The sequence below is a fragment of the Sphaerisporangium krabiense genome (assembly GCF_014200435.1).
In the GTDB taxonomy this organism is placed as follows: domain Bacteria; phylum Actinomycetota; class Actinomycetes; order Streptosporangiales; family Streptosporangiaceae; genus Sphaerisporangium; species Sphaerisporangium krabiense.
Genome location: NZ_JACHBR010000001.1, coordinates 1,780,367 through 1,803,679 on the forward strand (window position 1 = coordinate 1,780,367; position 23,313 = coordinate 1,803,679).

Consider the following 23,313-nt stretch of genomic DNA (forward strand, 5'->3'; position numbering starts at 1 on the left):
GGTCGTACGAATCAGGCGGGCTGCCGTTGCGCGGCGCCCGTAATCGTGCGGAACACCTCGGCGAGCTGGATCAGGTCGTCGAAGCGCGCCCGGGCGATCAGGCTCGTCGCGACGCACTTGTTCCACTTCGTCTCCAGGTCGGCCCGGATCTTCTCGGGCGGCCCGACCAGTGCGACCGCCTCGATCATCTCGGTCGGCACCGCGGCCACCATGCCTTCGCGGTCCCCTGCGATGAACTTGGCCTGGATCTCGCGGCAGGGCTCCTCGAACCCGAGCCGCGCGACGGCGTTGAGGTGGAAGTTCATGTTCACCGCCCCGTTCGCCCCGATCTGGTAGGCGAGGAACGGGCGGATCCGGTCGGCGGCGGTCTCCAGGTCCGGGCCGAACGCCACCGACACCGCGGGCGCGATCTCGAAGTTCTCCGGCCGGCCGCCGGGCCGGCGGGCGAAGCCCAGCTCCAGCCGCTCCCGGTACCACTCGTCCGCGCTGGGCGAGAAGTTCGTCGGCAGCCAGCCGTCGGCGATCTCGGCCGCCAGCGAGATGTTCTTCGGCCCCTCCGCGCCCAGGCAGATCGGGATGTCGGTACGGCCGCCACGCAGCGTGGAGCGGATGGGGCGGCCGAGCCCCGATCCTCCCTCCGCCGGAAGCCGGTAGGTCTTGCCCTCGAGGGCGACGCGCTCCCCGGCGATGGCCGCGCGCATGATCGCGACGTACTCCCGGGTCCAGCCCAGCGGGCGTTCGAAGGGCATCCCGTACCAGCCTTCGACGACCTGCGGGCCGGAGAGCCCGAGCCCGATCACGGCCCGCCCTTCGGAGAGCTGGTCCAGGCTCATCGCGGCCATCGCCATCCCCGTCGGGGGGCGCGCCGCCATCTGGGCGATGTCGGTGCCGAGCCGCATCGTGCGCGTATGCGCGCCCCACCAGGCCAGCGGCGTGAAGCAGTCCGCACCGAACGCCTCATAGGACCACGCCGACTCGTAGCCCGCGTCCTCGATCGCCCGCACCGTCGCGGCGACGTCCCCCGGGTGTTCCGGGTCGGCCAGCCCGCCGATGGCGCATCCCAACCTTTCGATCACCGTGCATTCCTTTCGTCACTGGCCTCGTCATCGGCCTCGTTACCGGCCGTCATCGACCGCGTCTCCGGCTTCGTCATCGGCTTCGTCATCGGCTTCGTCATCGGCTTCGTCATCGGCCGCGGAACCGCGCGGGCCGGCCCTCGCGCGCCGCGGCCAGCCCTTCGAGCCGGTCCTCGCTCGTGAGGAGCCGGTCGTACAGCTCGGCCTCCAGTTGAACCCCGCTGTCGATCTCCAGCTGGGTGGACAGGTCGATGGCGCGCTTGGCCTGCGCGACCGCCAGCGGCGCCGCCGCGCTGATCTCGGCGGCGAGCGCGCCCACCGTGGCCTCGAGGTCGGCGGCGGGCACCGCATGGCTCACCAGCCCCCACTGCCGGGCCTCGGCGGCGGTGAACCGGCGGCCGGTGAAGATCAGCTCCTTCGCCCTGGGAAGGCCCACGAGCCGCGGGAGCAGCTGCGTGCCGCCGCCCGCCGGCATGCTGCCGAGGGACGTCTCGACGAGCCCCATGACGGTGTCCTCGGCGGTGACCACGATGTCGCAGCTGAGCGCCAGCTCAAGACCACCGCCCAGCGCGTAGCCGTGCACCTGTGCGATCACCGGGCGCGGGCAGTGATACATCGCCGAGAACACCCGGGGCACGAGCCGGCGCCGCCGCCGCAGGTCGTCGACCGTCATCGTGGCGCGTTCGGTCCGATCCGCGCCGACGCTGAAGGCTCTGCCCCGGCCGCGCACCACGACGCACCGGACGTCCGCCTCTTCCTCGATCTTCGCGAAGACCGCGAGCAGGCACCGGTACATCGGCGTGTTGACCGCGTTGAGCACGTCGGGCCGGTCCAGCGTCACGGTCGCGACGTGCCCCGAGATGCTCAGATCCACGAGCTCCTCGGCCCCGGTGCCTGCCGTTTCCATGGTCTACCGCCGGTGCTTGCCGAGGAAGGACAGCACCGTCTCGTTGAACGCGCGGTAGGACTCCCAGTGCGGGGCGTGCCCCGCCTCACTGAAGATCGCCACCTCGGCGTTGCGGACGTGCCTCGCCATCTCGCGCAGGCGCGTCGGCGGGAGGTACAGGTCGCAGTCGCCGGTGAGCAGGAGCATCGGCGTCCTGATCGACTCGATCGCCGGCCACATCAGCGCGTTCTGCGGGGGCTGCTGCACGGTCGTGACCGGCAGCTGCGCCTGCTCGGTCCACTGCGTCATCGCCGGCGGCTTCGCCGCCCGGTAGGACGGGCCGAGCTCGCGGAACGTCTCGGGCAGCGCGGCCCAGCCCGGCGGCAGGATCGCCGTGGTGCCCTCGTTCCACGCCGGCTCCTGGATCCCCGCCAGCGTCGAGCCCACCGTACAGCTCAGCAGCCGGTCCGGGACCGACAGGCCCGCGTCGAACGCCGCGAACGCGCCCGCGGCCAGGCCGACCAGGTGGAACTTCCCGACGCCGAGCGCGTCCATCAGCGCCACCAGGTCTCCGACGACCGTGCCGGGCCGCTCCGCCGGCCCGGCCTCCGACCCGTGGTATCCGCGTCGTGAGTAGCTGATCACCCGGTAGCCCGCGGCGGCGAAGGCTGCCTGCTGGTAGCCCCACGAGCCGCCGTTCCCGGTGTGCGGGTGCATGAGCACCACGGCCTGGCCCTTGCCCCGGCTCCCGTCGCCGGTGTCCCAGACCGCCAGCTTCACGTCGGGGATCTGCACCTGCTTCCTGCCGGTCATCGCGGGCACCGGGCCCCACGACGTCTGCGCGGGCAGCACGGTCTCGCGCCCGCCCGGCTTCGCGCCGCGCGCCCGTTCAGCCGCGAACGCGGCCGACGGGACGAGCGCGGCGGCGCCGGCCCCTGCAACCCCGGCGAGTACGTGGCGTCGATTGATCGTCCGACCGGTCCTGTCTTTCATCGCATCTCACACTTTCTTGGAACTTGACAGAACAGGCCGCCAATGCATCCGGCAGCGGTCGTCCCCGAACGTTCGGGCCGGGAGAAATGGCGTACCTCAGTTGTCGCCGGGGCGTCGCCCGACGAGCAGTTGAAGCGGGTTCTCGCGGAAGATCGTCTCCACGACATCCTCGGAAACCCCGGCCGCGATCAGGTCAGGGCCGACCTGTCGCAGCACGTATGAATAGCCCGGCCCACCACGGCGCTCGCGCATTCCCAGCACGCAGACGTCGTGGGACAGCAGCAGGCTCTTGGCCCATCCGCGGCGGATCAGCTCGGCCGCGTTGGCGACCCGCTGCTCCTGGAGCAGCCGGTCGCCCGGGCCGTTGCCGTCGTACATCACCATCGCGCCGCGCCGGGCCAGCCGCTCGTGGTAGTCGACGTCCGGATAGGTGTCGCAGTGGCCGACCGCGACCCGGCTCAGGTCACAGCCCTCGTCCTCGAGCACGTCGAGCTGCCAGGCGCCGACCTCGCTCTTGACCGCGTGCAGGATCAGTCCGAGCCCGGTCTCCCGCTGGGCGCGGGCGGCGGCGCGCAACACCCGCTCCTCGACCCCGGACACCCACTCGCGGTCGGCGCCGATCTCGCCGATCACTCCCGGCCGCACGCCGTCCTCGCCCTCGAAGATGTCGATCAGCAGGCGTTCGGTGAGCTCGGCCGTGCTCACCTTGTTCATGTCCTCTTCGTAGTAGGGCTCCCGGTACCACCCGCAGCCCATGACGATGTGCACGTCGGCGCGTTCGGACACCGACCGGAGCACGCCGGGCTTACGGCCGAGGCCGCCGCTGGTGGCCTCCACGACGGAGCCGCCGCCGAGTTCCTTGAAGACGGTCAGGTCCCGGACCGCCTCGTCCGGGTCGTTCAGCGCGGCGAGACCCATCTGCCGTGTCACCCGGAACAGGTCGCACGCCACGTGCTCGTGCGGCAGCACGCGCCCGAGTTCGGACGCCGCGACCGGTCCGCGTACCGTCTGAACCGTCAGTCCCTCAGCCACTGCCCGTCCTCTCCTTCGGTTCGCTCGATCACCGCACGGCCGAGAGTGCTCACCATGCCGTCGGCGGAGACGCCGTAAAGCGTGAGATGACGCGAGAGCCCGTCCCCCGCGCCGTCGTCCGCCCGGGCGAGCACGCGGAACGGCGCGCCGACCCGGTCCATCCCGCGGTAGGAGGCGCTCAGCTCCCGCACGAACGTCCCGCGGCCGCCCCACTGCACGGCGGCGCGCGCCAGGTAGGCGAGCTTGAGCAGGCCGTGGGTGATCGTCCCCGGCAGACCCCTCGCCCGCGCGAACGCGTGGTCGTAGTGCACTTCGTAGAAGTCGTCGGTGGCCGCGGCGTACCGCACGACCTCGCGGCTGCTCGGCACGACCTCGATCACCGGCATGGCGTCGGAGGGCGGCCTGGTGCGATGCCCGGATCCGCCGCGCCCCTGCCGGGCGCCCGTGCGGATCGTCGTCGTGGACGTGCGCGCCACCACGTCGTGCGTCATGCGGCGCCGGTACGTCGTCGCGAGCTGGTAGAACGTCAGCTCGCTGTCTCGGCCCGGCTTCGTGGTGACCGACTCGATCACCGTGCGCCGCTCGAGGATCTCGCCCGGCATCACGGGCGCCTCCCACCGGCACCAGTTGCCGGCGTTGAGCCGGACCGGCGCGTCCGGGACGCCCATGGCCGCCGGGTCGGTCCGATGGGCCACCAGGAACGTCGGGGGCAGCAACGCGGGGCAGGGCACGTTACCGTCGGCGTACGGCGGGCCGTCCAGGCCGGTGATCTCCTGGAGCACCCGCGCCCGCCACTCGTCGCAGACGAAGATCTCCCAGCCCGTTTCCGCCTGCGGCCGCGACTGCGGCTGCGACTCCACCGCCTCTGACACCGCTCACACCTCCGGTTCGATGCGGCTCGCGGCCCGCAGCGCGGCGCGCACGGCAGGGGTGACGGGCGATTCGAGCTCCTCGCCGATGTGCGCGACCAGGCCGGCCGTCCGGCTCATCAGGGCGAAACCGCGGTGCAATCGCCAGGGCACACCCGCTTCGAGCAGCAGCGCGGCGGCGGCGCCCGTCGCGTTGAGCGGGAGCGCCTTCCCGGTGAGCGCCGCGGCCCGCTCGACGACGAGTTCGAGGTGCTCGACGTGCCGCGCCGCGACCTTCTGGGCGCGCGCGACGGCGAGCAGCTTCCCGGCACGCGGGTCGCCGTCGCGGTGCAGGCTGTGGCCGAGGCCGGGGATCCGCTCGCCCGCGTCCACGATGGCGCGCAGCCGCGCGTCCACCGCGTCGCCGGCCGCGGCGCCGGCGGCGACATCGCCGGCGATGTCCGTGAGCAGGCGCCCACAGCCCTCCATCGAACCGAGCAGCACGCTTCCCGCGCCCAGCAGGCCGGCCGCGACCGCGCCCTGGATCGCCTCCGGAGCCACCCAGAACGTCAGTCGCGCGGCGAGCGCGCTGGGCGTCAGCCCGTGGTCGAGCAGGCTCACCAGCACCGCGTCGACCACCTTGGCCTGGGCGGGGGTCGGCCTGCGTCCGGTCACCGCGAGCAGCGCGACCTCGGTGTAGGTCAGCTCGCCGAGCAGGTCGTCGACGAGGTCAAGTCCGCGCACCCGCACGTGGTGCTCGTCCGCCGCTCCCACCGCGGTGCCGATCTCCAGCGGCACGCTGCGCCCGCTCACCGCGACGTCTCCTCGGCGCGCGTGGCGTGGCACGCGCGCCCGTCCCGGATCGCGGCCGGATCGTGCGGATCGTGTGGGGAGCTCGCTGTCGACCGAGCGTTCATGTTCCGTCTCCCACCCCGAGGGGGTCCGTGGTCTGGTGGTCGGACTCGGCCGGCGTCGGCAGTCCGAGCGCCGCGAACCGGCGCAGCGGCGTGGCTCCGAGCCGCTTCCGGACCGCGTCCGTCACGTCGGAGTACGTGAACTCGTCAGCGAGGCGCACGCTCTCCTGTTCCTGAGGAGGCTCCCACCGGGCGAGCCGGCGGCCGGCCGCGGTGAAGGTCTGCCCGGTGATGTGGCGGTTGGCCGGGTCGAGCAGCGCGCGGATGAGCTCGGCGATCAGTTCGGGGCCCTGTCGCTCGGTGTCGGGCCTGCTGGCCTGCATCCGGTCGCTGAGCCGCGAGGTCATGCGGGTCGCCGCGGAGGGGACGACGCAGTTGACGTTGACGCCGTAGCGTCCCATCGCCAGCGCCGTGCTCTGCGCGAGGCCCACGACGCCCGCCTTGGCCGCCGCGTAGTTGGCCTGCGCCGGGCTGCCCTCCAGGCCCGCAGCCGAGCTCAGCAGCACGATGCTCCCGCCACGCTGGCGGCGCATCTGCTCGGTGGCGAAGCGCACGCAGTTGAACGTGCCCTTGAGGTGGACGGCGATGACCGAGTCCCACTCGTCCTCCGCCATGTTGAAGATCATGCGCTCGCGCAGGATGCCGTGGCAGGTCACAAGGCCGTCGAGCGAGCCGAACTCCTCGACCGCGCGCCGGACCAGGTCGGCCGCCGCGTCGAACGAGACGACGTCGTGCTGGTGGGCCACGGCGCGGCCGCCTCGGGCCCGGATCACCTCGGCCACGGACTCCGCCACCTGCCGGTCCGGGTCGCGGCCGTCGACCGAGACCCCCAGATCGCTGACGACGACGCCGTAGCCCGCGGCGGCGACGCACTCGGCCACCGCGGCCCCGATGCCTCCGCCCGCGCCAGTAATGATCACTCCGCCCGGCACGGCCACCTCACGCGCTCACCGTCGACGCGGCGACACGGCCGAGCGCACCCGAGGCCGCCGACCCTGCGATCCGCCCGAACACCGAGCCCGCGGTGAGCCCGCTGCCCCCCGGGTAGTTGAAGTAGAAGATGCCGCCGACGATCTCCCCGCACGCGTACAGCCCGGGAATGGGTTCTCCGGTGACGTCGATCACGCGCGCCGACGTGTCGATCTTCAGGCCGCCGAAGGTGAACGTGATTCCACACGTCACCGCGTAGGCCTCGTACGGTGGCGAATCGAGCGTGTTGGCCCAGTTCGACTTCGGCACCGCCAGCCCCGAGGTGCCCCGCCCGTCCTTGACGTTGGGGTTGAACGGGACCGACTGGTCGACCGCCGCGTTGTACTCGCGGACGGTCCGCAGGAACTGCTCCTCGTCGATGCCGTCCATCCGCCGGACGAGCTCCTCCAGGGTCGGCGCCACGATCTTCGTGACCTGCCGGATCCGGTACTCGTCGCGCAGCAGGTGGGTCACCTTGCTGTCGAAGACCTGCCAGGCGATCTGGCCCGGCTGCCGCAGGACCTCCTGGCCGTACTTCGCGTAGGTGTAGTTCCGGAAGTCCGCGCCCTCGTCGACGAACCGCTCACCGCGGCTGTTGACGATGACCCCGAAGGGATAGCTGTGCTTCTGGAACCCGTCGCCGACCACGCGGTCACCGAACGCGGGCGCGTTGCTGTCCCAGCCCACCGCGTGGCAGCCCGACCAGTTGCCCCACGACATGGCGCCGATGTCCATCGCCATGCGGTGTCCGTCGCCCACGTCGAACTGGGTGCCGCGGACCTTGGCGAACTCCCACCCCGGTCCCAGGTAGCGGGTGCGCCACTCCGTGTTGGCCTGGAATCCACCGCAGGCCAGCACGACGGCGTCAGCGGAGATCGTCCGGATCTGCCCGCCGGCCCGGACCACGACGCCGGTCACCCTGCCGCCGTCCTCGGTGAGGCCGATGGCCCGGTGGCCGTAGAACACCTTGCCGCCCGCCGACTCGAACGCGTCGAACAGCGAGTCGACGAGCCCGGGGCCGCCTCCGTTGGCCTCCAGCGTCAGGCCTCCCCAGAAGGTGAACTTCCCGTCCACCTGGAACGCCTGGCGGCCGTAGATCGGCAGGAACCGAACTCCCTTGTCGCGCATCCACTTCAACGTGTCGAAGCTGCGCGTCACGAGCAGATCGACCAGGTCGGGGTCGCAGCGGTACTGCGTGACCCGGGCCATGTCGTCGAAGAACTGGTCCTTCGAGTAGCTGCCGAAGTCGGTCTTCGCGAGCTGTTCTTCTGACAGGTCGGGGACGAGTTGGAGGATGTCCGCCCTGCCGTCGTAGGCGAAGCGCATGGCTCCCGCGGTGAATCCGGAGTTCCCCCCACGCTCGGACTCCGGGGCGGCTTCGAGCAGCGTCACCTCGGCACCACCCTCGAGGGCGGCCAGCGCGCTACACAAGCCGGCGTTACCGCCGCCGATGACGACAACTCGACTCTGACCCATGCCTGCCCCTCTCCTTGCATGTGCAACGTAAACTCTAATATATCAGATGTCAATGCTCCGGCCGAGCGCCCCTGGTCGCGGGCCGGGTGGCGCGCGGACGGGCTGGGATGCCGTCACGGGAGAGCCCTCGCCGAGGCCGGGGACGGCCGATGTCACAACGCTGCTACCTCGGCCTCGCGGTCCACCACGCGCGCGTCACCCGGCGTGGCGGGGTGAGCGCCTGGCGCTGAGGCGGATGAGCAGAGGGGCGAGAAGGATCATCGTGAAGAGTCGCAGGCTCTGTGTGCTGGAGATCAGTGAGATGTCGGCGTGGGTGGAGACGGCGGTGCTCAGGACGGCGTTGATGCCACCGGGGGTGGTGGCGAGGTAGGCGTCGGCGAGAGGGATGTGCGAGACGCCGGCCAGCAGCCAGGCCAGCAGGGCGCACGCGGCGCTGATCGTCACCGTGCACGTCACGGCCAGGGGCAGGAGCCGGACGACGCGGCCCAGAGCGGGACGGGTGAAGCGCAGGCCGATGTCCAGGCCGATCACGGTGAACAGGATGGTGCGCAGGGATCCGGTCGGGGCGAAGCCCTCCGCAACGCCACCGGCGGTGAGGGCTGCGGTGAGCAGCATGGGCCCGAGCAGGACCGGGCTCGGCAGGCGGACGGCCCGGCCGATCAGGGCGCCGGCGAGGGCGACGGCGCCCAGCATGACCAGCCCCACGCCCTGATGGTGGGCGGCGACGACGGGCCCGAGCTCATGGTCGGCGTCGAGCAGGCGACCCGTCGCGCTCGGCATCAGGATCCACTGGACCAGCAGCGGGGCGGACCCTGCCACGATCAGGACGCGGAGGTACTGGAGCAGGGCGACCACGCGGCCGTCGGCGTCCAGATCGCGGGCCGTGGCGACCACCGCCGCCGAACCGCCCGCCACCATACCGAGCGTGGCGCTGGCCCGGTCGAGGTGGCCCAGGCGCGTCATGACGCCCGCGGCTCCCAGGCTGAGCATGATCGTGACCGCGGTGACCAGGGCGAGGGGGAGCAGGTCCGCGCCGGCCCGCTGGATGCTCACCGGACTGAGATAACTGCCGACCAGGATTCCCAGCGCGGCCTGGCACGCCTGATTGACCCCTCGCGGAACCTCGCGGGTGACCAGGCCGGCCAGCGCGAGGACGAGACCCGCCAGCAACGGCGCGAGCAGGTGGGGAGCGGGGACCACCGGCTCGGCCAGCTCCCCGGCGGCGAACGCCCCCGCGATGAGCACAGGCCAGACCGCCCAACGCCATCGTCCCCCCGGACGGTGCGCCGACGGCAGGAACGCGGAGCCGCGCCCCCCGCGAGCGTTCCCCATATGGTCACAGTACCGAGGCGGTCGGACCGGTCCTCGCCGGGCGGTCAGCCCGGGTCGGGGGGCGTGCTCCGGACCAGGGAGAAGTAGGCCTCTTCCTCCTGGGCGAAGTGCAGCGTGAGCACCGCGTGCAGGCCGTACAGGCAGGCGCGCAGGTCGTCGAGCCGGTCGGGCGTCACCCCCGACGGAGAGGCGAGCTCGATATGGCGGCCCAGCCGCCGCACCAGTCTGTCGATCTCGGCGTGGGCTCTGCTCATCGTGGCGGTGGCCTCGGGGTCGCGCAGGAGCCGGGTCATCGCCGGGTAGAGCCGGGCCTCCTCCGCGTGCTCGTGCGGCAGCAGGTCCTCGGTCAGGAAGTCGTGGACCTGCCGGATGCTCCGCAGCTCCTCGTACGGCGCCTCGTACCCGATCTGTCCGGCCACCTCGCGGATCTTCTCAAGCGGCGGCCGCAGCCGGGCGTGCTCCGCTTCGAACCGGCGCAGCATGGCCTCGACGGGGGCGTCCACGTGCAGGCGGGTGCCCCGGGTGGGGCGCAGCGCGCGCAGGGCGTTGAGGATCACCGCGACGTCGATGACCTCCTGAAGGACCGCGCCGGCGACCGGCGCCAGCCCGCCCGCGGCGGCCACGCCCATGGCGGCGATGGAGAGTGCCATGCCCGTGACGGCGCTCTGGACGGCGATGCGCCGGGTGCGGCGGGCGATGTCCATGGCGTCGGCGAGCCGGTCGAGCCGGTCGCCGGTCAGCACGACGTCCGCCGCCTGGGCCGAGGCGGCCGAGCCGTAGGCGCCCATGGCCACGCCCACGTCGGCGGCGGCCAGCGCGGGCGCGTCGTTGACGCCGTCCCCCACCATGACCGTCGTGGCGGCCCGCGATTCGCGCCGGACCTCGGCCACCTTGCCCGCGGGCGTCTGTTCCGCCAGCACCGCGTCGACGCCGAGCACGGCGGCCACGCTCTCGGCGACCTCGGCGCGATCCCCGGTGAGCATCACCACCCGGCCGATGCCGGCGGTGCGAAGCCGCCGCAGGGTCCTGGCCGCGTCGGCGCGTACGGCGTCCCGCAGGAGGATCACGCCGATCGGCTCGTCGTCCACGCTCACCCAGACCGTCATCGCCCCGTCCAGGGCGGCCCGGGCGCGCTGGGCGGCCTCCCAGGGCGACGTCCGGGGCCCCGGCGCCTTGCCGACGCCGACCCGCTTCCCCTCCACCAGGCCCGCCGTGCCGGTTCCCGGCTCCTCGCGCACGTCTTCGGGGCGGGGAAGGACGAGGTCGCGCTCGTGCGCGGCGCGGACGAGCGCGGTGGCCAGCACATGCGAGGACACCTGGTCCAGGCCGGCCGCTAGGCGCAGCACCTGCTTGGTGTCCTCGCCCGGGGCGGCCACGACGTCGACCACCTGCGGGCGACCGGCGGTAAGGGTACCGGTCTTGTCCATGACCAGGGTCCGCGCCTTGCCCAGGGTCTCCAGTGCGCCGCCGCCCTTGACGACGACGCCGTGCCTGGACGTACGGGACAGTCCCGCCGCGATCGCCGCGGGCGCCGCGAGCAGCAGCGGACACGGCGTGGCCACGACCAGGACGGCCACCGCGCGCACCGCCTCGCCGGAGAACAGCCACGCGCCGCCGGCCAGCCCCAGCGTGGCGGGCAGGAACCAGGCGGCGTACCGGTCCGCCAGCCGCACCACCGGGGCGGTGCCGGCCTCGGTCCGCTCGGCGAGCCGCACCACGCCCGCGTAGGTGCTCTCCCCGGCGGTCGCCGTGGCGATCAGGTCGAACGCGTGGCCGGCGTTGACCACGCCGCTCCGCACACCGTCCCCCGCCTCGTGCCGGACCGGCAGGGACTCGCCGGTCAGCGCGGACTCGTCCAGCAGCGCCGTTCCCCGCTCGACCACGCCGTCGGTCGGCACCATCTCGCCGGCGGGGACGAGCAGCCGGTCGCCGCGGCGTATCGCCTCGACGTCGATCACATGGGCGGTGCCGTCCTCGTAGCGCCGCGCCGTGCGGGGAGCGCGCTCGTACAGGGCGGTCAGATCCCTGCGGGCCCGCCGCAGGGCGTAGTCCTCCAGGAAACGGCCGCCGGCGAGCATGACGCCGATCACCGCGCCGGCGAGGAACTCCCGCACCGCGAGCGCGCCCACCAGCGCGAGCACGGCGATCAGGTCCACGCCGAGGCGGCCGGCCCGCAACGCGGAGACCACCCACCAGGCGGCCGGGACCACCGCGGCCGCCGCGCCCGCCGCCCACACCGCGTCGCCGCCGTTCCCCGCCCCGAGCAGGTGGAGCAGCCCACCGGCGGCGAGCGCGGCCAGGCTGCCGGCCACGAACAGGTATCGCCTCACACCCGCAGGCTTCCGCAGGAGCCTCGCCCGGCCCAGTGCGCTTGTCCCTGATTCGGCGGGACGAAAGTCATCGCGCCGAAGTCCCCGACGACCTCTCCCATGGGGACCAGGCCGAATGTCCCAGGGACCAGGGCCCTCGGCCTCTTCGCGCCCGATCTTCTCCAAGGTTCACGGACGGGGGCTCGACAAGGCGCAAAGTCCCGGCGGCGGGTGACCTTCGGCCACTGCGGCCCGCCGGGAGCTTCGTGTCTCCTGGAAAGGGAGCAACCAAGGACGGGGTGCCATGTCCGGTGTTGTCGCGGTCGGGATCGACGATTCGGTGTCCGCGGCCAAGGCGGCCGACTGGGCCACCGACGAGGCCGCGCGCCGGAACGCCGCGTTGCGCATCGTCCGCGTACGTGAGCCGTGGGCGAGCGAGTACCCGATCGGCCGCGTCGGAGGGTTCGAGGCCGCGCTGACCGATCACTGCAGAGGCATGCTCGCCAGAGCCGCCCAGCGGGCGGCCGCCCGCGCCCCCGGCGTGACCGCCGGCACCGCCCTGCCCACGGGCGCCGTGGTCGAGCGCCTGCTGCAGGAGTCGACCACCGCCGACCTGCTCGTCGTGGGCGGCAGAGGAATGGGCGGCTTCGCCGGGCTCCTGCTCGGAGCCGTCGGCCTGGGGTTGGCCGGCCGCACGGTGTGCCCGCTCGTCGTGGTGCGCGGATACACCGACGACCAGACCCACGTGGTGGCGGTGGGGGTCGACGGGTCGGCCGGATCCGAGGCCGCGCTGCGCCATGCCTTCGAGGAGGCACTGCTGCGGCGCTCCGCCGTCCGCGCGGTGTACGCCTGGACCGAGCCCGCGTTCGCCTCTCTCTCGGGCTTGTTCTTCGAGGAGAAGATCACCGCGATGCGGCCATGGCTGGCCCCCTGGAAGGAGAAGTATCCCGACGTCCAGGTGAGCGAGTCCGTCATCTGCCGCCACCCCGTGCCGGCCCTGGTCGACGCCTCCAAGGAGGCCGACCTCATCGTGGTCGGCTCCCGCGGCCGGGGCGCCGCCTCTTCCGTGGTTCTCGGATCCGTCGGCCACGGCATCCTGCACCGCGCGCACTGCCCCGTCATGGTCGTCACCTCCCCCGGACCCCGATGAGCCCGCCGGCTCACTCACCCGGGCGGACCAGGCCCGTCTCGTACGCGTGGACGATCGCCTGGGCCCGGTCGCGGAGGCCGAGCTTCGCCAGGACGCGGCCCACGTGGGTCTTCACCGTCTGCTCGGACAGGACGAGCCGTTCGGCGATCTCCTGGTTGGACAGGCCGTGGGCGACCAGGGTGAGCACCTCCGACTCACGTTCGGTGACTCCGTCCAGGGTGGCGCGGGGACGGCGCGGCCCGAGGCGGGCGAACTCGGAGATCAGCCGCCGGGTGACGGAGGGCGCGAGCAGGGCCTCGCCGGCCGCGACCACGCGGACGGCCTCGGCGAGCCGCCCGGCGGAGGCGTCCTTCAGCAGGAAGCCGCTGGCGCCCGCCCGGAGCGCCTCGTACACGTAGTCGTCCAGATCGAACGTGGTCAGGATCAGCACCTTCGGGGGACGGTCGGCGGACAGGATCCGCCGGGTGGCCTGCAGGCCGTCCAGCACCGGCATCCTGACGTCCATCAGCACCACGTCGGGCGAGAGTTCCGCGACGCGGCGCACGGCCTCCTCGCCGTCGGCCGCCTCGCCCACCACGTCGATGTCCGGCTGCGTGCTCAGGAACACCGTGAACCCGGTCCGCACCATGCCCTGGTCGTCGGCGACGAGCACCCTGATGCTCATCCGGCGTCTCCTCCGATCGGCAGGGTCGCGGTCACCACGAACTCCGCGCCGACCGGGCCCGCCCGGAACGTGCCGCCGAGCATCGCCGCCCGCTCCCGCATTCCGGCCAGCCCGTGGCCCGGCCGCTTCCCCGCGACTCCGCCCGGCGTGGTCGCGAAATCGGCGGGCAGGCCGTTGACGACGCGGATCCGCAGCTCGGCGCCGTCGCGGACCAGCTCCGCGGTGACGTCCGGTCCCGACCCGTGCCGCATCGCGTTGCTCAGTGACTCCTGCACGATCCGGTACGCCGTCAGCCCCACCGTGCCCGGCAGGTCGCCCAGCTCGCCCGAACCGGACACCCTCAAGGTCACCCCGGCGCGGGACGCGGTCGCGACCAGCTCGTCGATCTGGTGGAGGCCGGGCTGGGGAGCGGTGTCGGCGCCCTCCGCGCCGCGCAGCACGCCGACCACCTGACGCATCTCGGCCAGCGTCTTCAGCGACAGCGCGCGGATCTCGGCGAGCCCCTCCGCCAGCAGGCCCGCGTCGCCTGCCGCGCGCAGCGGGGTCGCCTCGGCCTGGATGGCGATCACCGACATGTGGTGGGCGACCACGTCGTGCAGCTCGCGGGCGATCCTGGCCCGCTCGGCCAGCGCCGCCCGTTCGGCCAGGGCGCCCTCGGCACGCCGCTCCTCCTCGGCCAGCCTTCCGGTCGCCAGCCGCCGCGCCCGTACGTTGTGGCCGAACAGCACGGCGACGGTGATCCCGGTCACCGCGGGGACCACCGTGCCGGCATCGACGGCCACCGCCGCGAGGCAGGAGACCAGCCACACCCCCGCCGCGACCGCGCCGTCACAGCGGACCCCGACGGAGTACGCCACGAGCAGGCAGGCGATCGCCGCGCCCGGCGTGTACGGCGGGCCGAGGAACCCGCCGATCACGGCCGAGCCGGCCGGAACCACCAGCAGCGCCCACCGCCAGGCCGCCAGGGGCCACCGGTCGCGCAGCACCAGCGGCAGTGAGAAGGCCGCCGACATGATCACGAGATACGCCTCGTCGTGCGGCCACCGCGCGGCGGCCGCGGGGCCCTCCATGTACGCGACCCCGCCCGCGAACGCCACGAACGCCACGAACGCGTCGCCGAGCCGGACGAGATCCAGGGTGACGCCCCGCAGGCCGCGGGGCCACGGCACCCGCACCTGCCCGCGTCGTGGCGCGGGCGGCGGCGGGTCGGCCGTACCGGTGACGACCGCCCGCAGCAGCGCCCGCGCCACGGCCCGCAGGAGCGGCCCCGGCTTCGCGGTCGGCCCCTGATAGATCATTTCTCCAGCTTATGGACGTGCCGGGCGGGTCGCTTCGTCCTCATGGGCGACCTTCGCGTCCCCCTGTGGCGGGAGGCCGCCCCGCCGGCACGCCGCCTACCGGGCAGCGCGCCAGTGCGGGTCACCGGCCGGCTCTCCCGGCCGTGCGCAGGTAGGCGAGCGCCCGCTCGAAGGCGGCGTCGCGGCCCGCGGCGAGCTCGCCGTCGCTGAGCGTTTCGGCGATCCTGTCCTGCGGTGGGATGCCGGTGACGTCGAAGGTGGTCCCCTGCCGGGTGAGGAACCGCTCGTTGGGCAGGGCGAAGGTCCAGCCGTTGGGCAGCGTGCGCCACAGGAAGTCCGAGAACGCGCCCTGGGTGGCGTCGCCGATCCGCCGAGGCGCGGGGGTGCGGGCCGTCATCGCCTGGCTGAACGTCTCCCCGGCGCTGATGGTCAACGGGCTCGTCAGCAGGGCGATCGGCCCGGTGTGGCGAGAACCCGCCGGACGCACCCAAATCGGTCGCGCCCGGGTGAACCGGGTGGGGTCGGAGGGGTCGTCGCGCGCCTGCTTGGCGTAGGCGACGTACGGCCGGCCGGTGAGGCGGGAGGCGAGTCGGATGCCGAGGGCGTCGTACCCGCCGAAGTTGAGGCGGACGTCGAGGACGAGGCCCTTCAGGCGTGACGTCCGGGCGGGGGTGAAGATCTCGTTCAGCGCGCGGTCCAGCTCCTTCGCGTTGGCCGCGAAGCCGCCGTCGGCGTACCCGTCGAAGGCGGCCAGCCTCAGGTAGCCGAACCCGCCCGGCAGGTCGGCGTACCCGATCACGCCGCGGCCCCATGTCGTCAGCGGCTTGTGGACGTCGTGCTTCTCCACGAGATCGAGGACCCCCTCGTTCAGGGCCAGGAAGGCCGGCAGGCCGTCCAGCGGCCTCGTGCCGGGGCGCAGCGGCCGGGCGAACTCGTCCTTTCCCGCGCGCAGCGCGGTGTGGGCGTCGCCGAGGTCCTTCAGGATGTCGCGCAGCACGCCGAACAGCTCGGCGTCGGTGGTGTTCGGGCCGATCCGGGGACGGTATCGGTCGCGGACCGCCTGCCAGTCGACGCCCTTCGTCGCGAAAAACGGGTAGTTCTCCGCGAACGTGGTCCAGAAGACGTCGAACACGGCGACCGGGCCCGTGGCGGGGGCCTTCACCGAGCAGCGGGCGGGAAGGCCGGGCAGCCGGCGCAGACCGATCTCCCCGACGGCGCCCACGTAGCGCAGCCGCGCCCGCTGCCGGCCCTGGAGTGTGATCGTCATCCGACGGGAGCCGTCGTCGGCGACGAACGCCCCCGGCCCACCCTGCCGCCTGGCCGACATGACGCCCGCCAGGCAGCTGATCGCCGTCGTGTCGAAGTACCGGAGCCGGTCCCCGCCGACGGTGATGATCGTGCCGTAGCCGTCGGCCTGCCACACACCGTCCAGTGCTGCGTCCCGCGCGCTCGCGACCGCCGCCGCGGGCGCCGCCGTCATGACCAGGACGGCCGCCAGAGCCGCGCCCCCGATCCGTGTTCCGCTCTTTCTCATGGCGCCGACGGTACGAACGCGGTCCCGTAACCGGCGTCACCCTGGAGGACCGTTCCTCGGCTCCCTCCTGGGAGTGACCTGATCCGCGGGCCGACCCGTCGGGAGTTCGCGGCCTCGGCGGAAACGTCGGTCAGCCTGGCTACGATCTGTGCTTGCCTGGTGACATTGGCCGGCGCCCCTCCCGGCGATGCCCGCGCCACGGACGGCCACGACCGTCCGTGGCGGGCACTGACGGCTCGATCCGCTGCCAGGCCTTCAACGGGGAGGGACGTGAATCGCGAGCACGGTAATGTCGTCATCCGGCTCATAGCCGGACATCATGCGATCTACTAGGAAATTCACCAGTAGATCAGGATTATGCCGAGTCGCAGGCGAGGCTTCCGTTGCGACATTGCAAATCTCTATGAGTCCGGCGTCCAATCCGCGCTTCCTGTTCGTCACGAGCCCGTCAGAGTAGAGGACGGCGGTGTGCCCGGGCGGAATGCGAAACCGGGCCTGCCTGCGGACGACGGGCCAGCCGAGCGGTGTACCAGGCTGGCCGGCGAACAGAACCGCGGGACCCTCTGGCGACACCAGCAAGGGGGGCGGGTGGCCCGCGAGCCCGATCGTGCCCTCCCCGGTGCCAGGCTCGACGATCAGATAGGCGAGAGTGGCGACCTGCTCTCCATCCTCGATAGCGTCGAAGACCCGGTCAAGGCCGGTGAGCACTGCCGCAGGCGGCGGGTTGGTGAGAGAGAGGGCCCGCACGGCATTACGGATCCGGCCCATCCCCGCAGCGGCTTTGACACCCCTGCCAGTGAATTCGCCGACCACGACCGCGATCCGTCCGTCCTGTACGGCGAATGCGTCGTACCAGTCGCCGCCCACCTGCGTGTTGCGGCTACTGGACATGAAGCGCCGGACCAGCGTGAGCCCGGGAACCTCAGGCAGCCGTTCGGGCAGCAGACTCCGCTGGAGCATCTCGGCGGTGCGATGCTCGTGCTCGAACAATTGCGCCCGCTGGACGGCAAGAGAGCCCTGTTCGGCCAGGACCCTGAGGAAAACCTCCTCTTCCTGCGAGAAGTTCCGTGGACGGGTGAAAGAGAACTCCAGCGCCCCCAGCACCCCCCCGGCGACGAGCAGGGGCAGGCCTATCCAGGCTCGTTCGTCAGTGCGGGACAGGTAGTTGTCCAGCGCGCCCTCGTCGCCTCCGGCCTCGCGTAGCTGGGCCCTGAACGACTCAGGGGACTCGGCGAGGACCAACCGGTGGCTGTTCAGCGCCATGGTCATCACACTGCTCATAGACAGGGGAATCCATTCGCCGAACTCGTCAGGACCCTCAAGGGCGCCCTCGCCTCTGATCACTTCCAGTCCCATACCATTGGCGTCGAGCAGCGCGACAGTCGCGCGGTCGGCCGTCAGCATCGTACGGCCGATATTCCAGACCACGTCCACAACTTGTTGCAGAGTGATCGCCTCTGCCAGCAGGGCGGTTGCCCGCTGCAGGTGAACTCCTTCGTGAATGGCGCCGGCGGAATGGCCTTGCACTGGTGGCCGAGAGTCCAGCTCATCGAGAAGTTCTTCGAGTACCTGGACGCGTAGTTCCGCCTGCCGGGTTCGGTCGCGGGCCAGTTTCAGTTGCTCGCTGAGATAGCTGATCTCGTGGTCGTATCGCGTGCGGTCGTGATCCCAGGCGGCACGAAGACGCTCATTCTCGATGACCAGGTGCTGGAGGCTTCCGTTACGCTCGGTGAGCTGGCGCTCCAGTGTCTGGGCGTAGCGCTCGGCCTCCTTCCAGCTAGTGACCGCGATCTCTAACTCATCACTGACCTTACGGATCCGGTACTCGTGCGGATGAGCGACTTTGAGAGCGGCCATCTGAAGGTCTACGAGGTGCGCGCGGACCTCATCGGTCACGGCAGTTCCTGCACTCGCCCGCAAGGCCAGCACCTGATCGAGAAACCACCTGTCAGCGGGCACTCGTTTGCCATTCAGGTACCGGGACACACTGCCCTTATCGATCGGGTGAAGCCGGGAGAACAGGCTTATCGACATACCCAGGGCGGTGAACTGAGCGCGCAACTCTTTCGCCCACACCATGACCTGCGGACTGAGTTCCGGGCTCAATGGCGCCAACTCGGCTGGACGGCGGTCGATCTCGCTCACGCGTCCATCATCGCCCTTGCGCATTGGCCCCGGGAGCGCTCGTCGCCATTGATGGCGTTGCCAACTGTTCGCAACGTGACACCTGTGGCCGTTGCAGTGCGGCGCAACACCTCGGACTTCTGGCTTCCTAGAGCCAAGCACTTGCGCCCTGCCCCGCCACAGCGGGGCGGACTGGAACGAGAGGAATCCTCGTGAATCGCCCGGCTCGCTCAACGTCCCCGCTCCTGACCGTTCGGGCCGCCCTGATCTTCGGCCTGTCCCTGATCTTCGGCGCGGCGGCCGGAGCCCTTACCTATTGGGCCACTAGATCCGCCGCCGGGGCGTTTCTGGGCACTGGCGCCGCTACAGGTGGCACGATCGGGCTTCTCAACCAAATCATCAGCGACACCACTATCGACAATGGCGACTAATGCCACAGCACGCAATACCAATCCTCGGCTCCATCAGGCTGCCTGCGTGATCGCCACTCACGACGGAGCAAGACCTCTATGGCTTTCATGGCCCGCGACGTACAGCCAAGGACCTGGTTGGGAGCCGAGGAAACAGGCGAAGGGTTCAAGTCACCCTCGGATCCGCACTCTGGTGCATGGTGGGCCTGGCCTCGACTACGACGACCTCTCGCACGGGTTCGCAGACGAGGCGCAGGTCCACAGATCCCGGGTCACGGCGCCGGCTTTCGCGTGGGTGACCAGACGCTCCACGACCGGACGTCCGGGTTCACCAGACGCGGCTGTGATCGCGATCAGGAGGCCCCGTCCGCCGGTGAGCGGGCGGGGTCGGTGGGCGCGGTGTAGGCGGGGCGGGGAAGGGGGCGGTCGAGGAGGAAGGCCGTGAGGAGGCCGCGGTAGAGGTCGGGGCGGCCGTTGGCGATGGAGTGGCCGGCGCCGGGGATGTAGACGAGGGTCGACTCGGGGAGTGTGCGCCGGTAGTCGTAGGTGACCTCCCACTTCAGGTAGTCGCACTGGCCGCGCATGATGAGCGTGGGCACATGGACGCCGCGCAGCCTCGGCCGCGGGTCGGCGACCGCGGCGGCGTCCGCGGCGGTGATCTGGTTGCCGTAGAAGCCGGGCAGGTTGCCGTGCACCGGGGCGGGGGGCGCGTTCTCGCAGCCGGTGGCGTCCTTGGCGACGAGCAGAAGCTCCCGCATCCGGGTGTCGGCCTCCGCGTCGGGCACCATGGCGTGCGCGGCGGCGGGGTTGAGCTGGAGGAGCAGTGCCTGCGCCAGCATGCGCGGGGTGCTGGTCAGTTCGTCGGCTCGGGCCTGGAGGCCGGCGGGCAGGGTGTCCCAGGGAGAGCCGATCCCGTTCGGGAAGGCGGGCTCCCAGATGGCGCCCGGCGAGGTGAGCACGGCCTTGGCGACGCGATCGGGGTGCGCGGCGAGGTAGGCGGCCGAGAGCGTGCCACCCCAGGAGCGGCCGACCAGGATCATCTTCTCTGCGCCGATGGTCTGGCGGATCGCCTCGAGGTCGGCCACGTGCCGGGCGACCGTGTAGCCGCTCGGGTCGGCCAGCCGGGTGGAGCGTCCGGCGCCGAGCTGATCGTAGGCGTAGACGTCGAAGCCGGCCGCCGCGAGTTCCCGGCCGCCCTCCGGGAGCCCCTCCCCTGGCGTTCCCGGTCCGCCGTGCAGGAAGATCACGGGCGGGCGGCCGGCCACGCCCTCTCCGCCGAGCTTGACGTAGGCGATGGTCGAGCCGGTGGGCAGCCGCCAGAACGCGACCGGCGCGGGGGGCGCGGCCGGCGCGGGCACGGGGGACGCGCGGAACACCGTGAGCGCCGCGAGGGCGGCGACCGCGAGGGTGTTGACCACGACGTAGGGGATGACGAGCCGTGGTGCGCCGAGTCTCCGGAACGCGGGCCGCCCCAGTAGCCGGCTGATCACCGCGACCGCTGCCAGCCCGGCCGCCGCGAACACCGGCACGCTCGCGGTCACCACGGCGGTGAGGAAGAACGCGACCACCCCGGCCACCACCGCGGCGATCTCCGCACCGACCAGCAGGACCGCCCCTGACACACGTTTCATACGGCAACGCTATGAACGGCGGGCGGGCCGTCCCTCCTGCCCAGGACCGATCCGGACTCCCGCCGCGCGGCGGGGTGTCAGTGGTTCCCGGGACGGATCAGGCCCGATTCGTAGGCGTAGATGGTGGCGTGCAACCGGTCGCGCACGCCGAGTTTGGCCAGGATCACCGAGACGTGGTCCTTGACCGTGGCCGGACTGATCCGGAGGGCACGGCCGATCTCGGCGTTGGACAGCCCTCGGGCGAGATGCCGCAGTACCTGGCTCTCGCGTGGCGTGAACCGGTCCAGTGCGGTCGCCGGGGCGGGGGTGGAGGCCGCGGCGAGGCGGCCGAGCAGCCGCTGCGTGATCGCGGGGTCCAGTAGCGCGTCGCCACGGGCGATGACCCGCACCGCGTCGACGACCCGCGCGGGCTCGGCGTCCTTGAGCAGGAAGCCGGACGCGCCCGCGCGCAGAGCCCCGAACACGTACTCGTCGAGGCCGAAGGTCGTCAGAACGATGACCCTGGTGCCGGAGGCGCGGGCGGTGATGGACGCGGTGGCGGCCAGCCCGTCGAGCACCGGCATCCTGACGTCCATGAGCACGACGTCCGGCCGCAGCGACGCGACCATCGCGACGGCGGAGTGCCCGTCCGCGGCCTGCCCCACCACCTCGAGATCAGGCTCGGCGGCGAGCACGGCGCTGATACCGGCCCTGACCACCGCCTGGTCGTCGGCCACCATCACCCTGATCATCTGGGCAACCACACGTGTACGGTGCCGCCCGCTCCCACGGCCGACGCGCCGCCGTACGCGTCGGCCAGCACGTGCAGGCGCCGCCGCGCGTCCGGGCTCGTCGCGCCCGCGACGAGCACACCGTCATGCCGGTAGGACACGGTGACCGCTGGTCCGGAGAACTCCTGTGCGGCTCGGAACATGCCCACCTCGAGCTCCGGGACCAGTCCCCGCGGATCGCCGATCTGACGTACCGCGACCATCTGCCGCGCGGCCAGGACCGCCAGCCCGGCGAGCGTCGGCGGCGGGTCGTCGGCGCCCGAGGGCCGGCGCAACTCGTCCAGCAGCTCCCTGACCGCGCCGAGCCCGGCGCGGGCCTCGTCGAGCACCACGCTGAGCCGACCTTCGTCGGCCGCCACCACGACCGCTTCCGCGTGTCGCGAGGCCGTACGGCGCAGCCCCGCCGCGACCCGCTCGCGTTCTGCCCGCGCGGCGGCCGACAGCCGCCGCCTGTGCAGGTCGCCGGCCGCTCCTTCCGCCTCGCGACGCCGTGCTCGCGCCCGCGCCACCATCGCGCCCAGCGCCCAGACCGGCACCGTCACGACGGCCACGCCCAGGGCGAGCACCGCCCAGACGGCCGCGCCGTCACCGCTGACGCCCGGCCCCATGGCCAGCGCCAGGCCGCCCACCGCGGCGACGAGCAGGGCCGCGAGCAGCCCCCGGGCCCGATCACGATGGACGCCGAAGGCGTACACCTGCGCCAACTCCACCCAGAAGCCCCACAGGAACAGGTCACCCGCGGGTATCGAGGACCATCCGGCCACCCACGCCGCCAGGGCGATCGGGTAGATCGACACCATCGCCGCGAGGCTCCACAGCGGCGCTCGCGTACGCCACCACAGCGGTATCGCATGCGCCACGAACAGGGGGACCAGCACGGCCAACTGCTTGGTGGAGACCGTCGTGGAGCCCGGCAGCAGGCTCGCCCCTATCGACAGCGCGAAGGCGAGCCCGACCAGCGCGGCGTCCCAGGCGCGTGGGCCGCGCCACCACTCCGCCCTGACCGGGGGGACCTCGGCGGCGGCGGGAAAACGCGCACGCACCGTCCACCCGGGGCCGTCAGGGCTCGCCTCGAAGGTTCCACCGCGGCTCGCCACCGTCGCGGCCAGCCCTGCCAGCCCATGCCCGGAACCGAGGTCGCCATGCCGTGCCGCGCCGCCGCCGTCACTGACCAGCACTGTCAGGCAGCCGGAGTCGTGCTCCACGCCGACCCGCACCTCGGCCCCGCTCGCGTACCGCGCCGCGTTGGTCAACGCCTCGCGGACCACGCGGTAGGCCGCGTCCGCGACCTGCGGTGACACATGGTCGACCGTTCTGCGGTAGGTGAGGCCGAGCTCAGGCCACGAGCCGATCAGCCCGTCTATCGCCGCGAGATCGGACACGGTGGTATCCACGACGGCCAGTTCGGCGGCGGCCGACCGGCCCTCCTGTCCGGCGTGCCGCAGAGCGTCCTCCTGGAGCCCGCGATCGGTCACGTGCAGGGCCGAGGCCGCGCTCACCGCGATGCTCGTGAGGCGGTGAGCGGCCGTGTCGTGCAACTCGGCGGCCAACCTGAGCCGCTCGGCGTCGGCCGCCGCCGACCACTGCGCCGGCCACGCCGCGCGGTACGCGGCCAGCGCGTCCCGTCGCGCTCGGCTCCGTCTGCGCGACCGGCCGAACGCCCAGGCCATCGCGACCAGGCCACCTGACAGCAGGGCCAGTCCCGCCACTGACCGCGGCGGCTCCCCGACGATCGCGGCCTCACCCGCCACCACCACAACGATCACACCCGCCGCCGCGGCCGCGGCCCCGGCGGTGCGCCGAACGGCGATGCCGTACAGAACCATGGCGGCGACGAGGAGGGTCCATGACACGACGCTCACCACCAGATCATGCCTCGCCCCGAGGAAGTGGCGGG

The 23,313-nt window shown here is 72.3% G+C and carries 18 protein-coding genes; 1 reads left to right on the forward strand and 17 read right to left on the reverse strand.

The window, feature by feature from the left end:
• Positions 1–11: 11 nt before the first annotated feature.
• The 10 genes from BJ981_RS07685 to BJ981_RS07730 form a co-directional block, all read right to left on the reverse strand.
• Positions 12–1,076 (reverse strand): LLM class F420-dependent oxidoreductase, encoded by a 1,065-nt coding sequence (locus BJ981_RS07685; RefSeq protein ID WP_204070506.1) that lies wholly within the window; start codon positions 1,074–1,076, stop codon positions 12–14.
• Positions 1,077–1,185: 109 nt separating this feature from the next.
• The gene (locus BJ981_RS07690; RefSeq protein WP_184609326.1) at positions 1,186–1,950 is read right to left on the reverse strand and encodes an enoyl-CoA hydratase/isomerase family protein; all 765 of its coding nucleotides are present in this window, start codon (positions 1,948–1,950) and stop codon (positions 1,186–1,188) included.
• A gap of 36 nt (positions 1,951–1,986) precedes the next feature.
• Positions 1,987–2,955: an alpha/beta fold hydrolase gene (locus BJ981_RS07695; protein ID WP_184609327.1), complete on the reverse strand. Its 969-nt coding sequence runs from the start codon at positions 2,953–2,955 to the stop codon at positions 1,987–1,989.
• Positions 2,956–3,051: 96 nt separating this feature from the next.
• Positions 3,052–3,987 carry a phosphotriesterase family protein gene (locus tag BJ981_RS07700; RefSeq protein ID WP_184609329.1) on the reverse strand — a complete coding sequence of 312 codons (936 nt, stop codon included), beginning with the start codon at positions 3,985–3,987 and terminating at the stop codon, positions 3,052–3,054.
• The gene (locus BJ981_RS07705) at positions 3,972–4,859 is read right to left on the reverse strand and encodes a MaoC/PaaZ C-terminal domain-containing protein (RefSeq protein WP_184609331.1); all 888 of its coding nucleotides are present in this window, start codon (positions 4,857–4,859) and stop codon (positions 3,972–3,974) included. Before BJ981_RS07705 ends, BJ981_RS07700 begins: the two co-directional genes overlap by 16 nt.
• Positions 4,860–4,862: 3 nt before the next feature.
• Positions 4,863–5,648 carry a citryl-CoA lyase gene (locus BJ981_RS07710; protein WP_204070507.1) on the reverse strand — a complete coding sequence of 262 codons (786 nt, stop codon included), beginning with the start codon at positions 5,646–5,648 and terminating at the stop codon, positions 4,863–4,865.
• Positions 5,649–5,748: 100 nt separating this feature from the next.
• On the reverse strand, positions 5,749–6,681 hold the full coding sequence (locus BJ981_RS07715) for an SDR family NAD(P)-dependent oxidoreductase (protein ID WP_184609337.1): 933 nt from the start codon (positions 6,679–6,681) through the stop codon (positions 5,749–5,751).
• A 7-nt stretch (positions 6,682–6,688) separates the two neighbouring features.
• The gene (tcuA, locus tag BJ981_RS07720; protein ID WP_184609339.1) at positions 6,689–8,194 is read right to left on the reverse strand and encodes an FAD-dependent tricarballylate dehydrogenase TcuA; all 1,506 of its coding nucleotides are present in this window, start codon (positions 8,192–8,194) and stop codon (positions 6,689–6,691) included.
• Between the two features lie 195 nt (positions 8,195–8,389).
• Positions 8,390–9,439: an AbrB family protein gene (locus BJ981_RS07725; protein WP_204070508.1), complete on the reverse strand. Its 1,050-nt coding sequence runs from the start codon at positions 9,437–9,439 to the stop codon at positions 8,390–8,392.
• Between the two features lie 131 nt (positions 9,440–9,570).
• Positions 9,571–11,856 carry a heavy metal translocating P-type ATPase gene (locus BJ981_RS07730; protein WP_184609343.1) on the reverse strand — a complete coding sequence of 762 codons (2,286 nt, stop codon included), beginning with the start codon at positions 11,854–11,856 and terminating at the stop codon, positions 9,571–9,573.
• 283 nt (positions 11,857–12,139) lie between these two features.
• On the opposite strand from BJ981_RS07730, the gene BJ981_RS07735 reads away from it, so the two are divergent.
• Complete coding sequence (locus tag BJ981_RS07735) at positions 12,140–12,985, forward strand: universal stress protein (protein WP_184609345.1); 846 nt, start codon at positions 12,140–12,142, stop codon at positions 12,983–12,985.
• Positions 12,986–12,995: 10 nt separating this feature from the next.
• Here BJ981_RS07735 and BJ981_RS07740 read toward each other — a convergent pair whose 3' ends face one another.
• From BJ981_RS07740 to BJ981_RS07770, 7 genes are all read right to left on the reverse strand, one after another.
• Positions 12,996–13,649, reverse strand: coding sequence for a response regulator (locus tag BJ981_RS07740; RefSeq protein WP_184609347.1), 654 nt, complete (start codon positions 13,647–13,649; stop codon positions 12,996–12,998).
• Entirely contained in the window at positions 13,646–14,947 is a 1,302-nt protein-coding gene (locus BJ981_RS07745; RefSeq protein ID WP_184609349.1) for a sensor histidine kinase, read from the reverse strand. The genes BJ981_RS07740 and BJ981_RS07745 overlap by 4 nt, the downstream gene beginning before the upstream one ends.
• A 121-nt stretch (positions 14,948–15,068) precedes the next feature.
• Entirely contained in the window at positions 15,069–16,481 is a 1,413-nt protein-coding gene (locus BJ981_RS07750; protein ID WP_184609351.1) for a S41 family peptidase, read from the reverse strand.
• Positions 16,482–16,736: 255 nt separating this feature from the next.
• Complete coding sequence (locus tag BJ981_RS07755; protein ID WP_239139526.1) at positions 16,737–18,626, reverse strand: SpoIIE family protein phosphatase; 1,890 nt, start codon at positions 18,624–18,626, stop codon at positions 16,737–16,739.
• Positions 18,627–19,368: 742 nt separating this feature from the next.
• A complete protein-coding gene (locus tag BJ981_RS07760) occupies positions 19,369–20,646 on the reverse strand; it encodes an alpha/beta hydrolase (protein ID WP_184609355.1) in 1,278 nt (425 codons plus the stop codon).
• Between the two features lie 77 nt (positions 20,647–20,723).
• Complete coding sequence (locus BJ981_RS07765; protein ID WP_184609357.1) at positions 20,724–21,377, reverse strand: response regulator; 654 nt, start codon at positions 21,375–21,377, stop codon at positions 20,724–20,726.
• Positions 21,374–23,278: a sensor histidine kinase gene (locus BJ981_RS07770; protein WP_184609359.1), complete on the reverse strand. Its 1,905-nt coding sequence runs from the start codon at positions 23,276–23,278 to the stop codon at positions 21,374–21,376. The genes BJ981_RS07765 and BJ981_RS07770 overlap by 4 nt, the downstream gene beginning before the upstream one ends.
• Positions 23,279–23,313 lie beyond the last annotated feature (35 nt).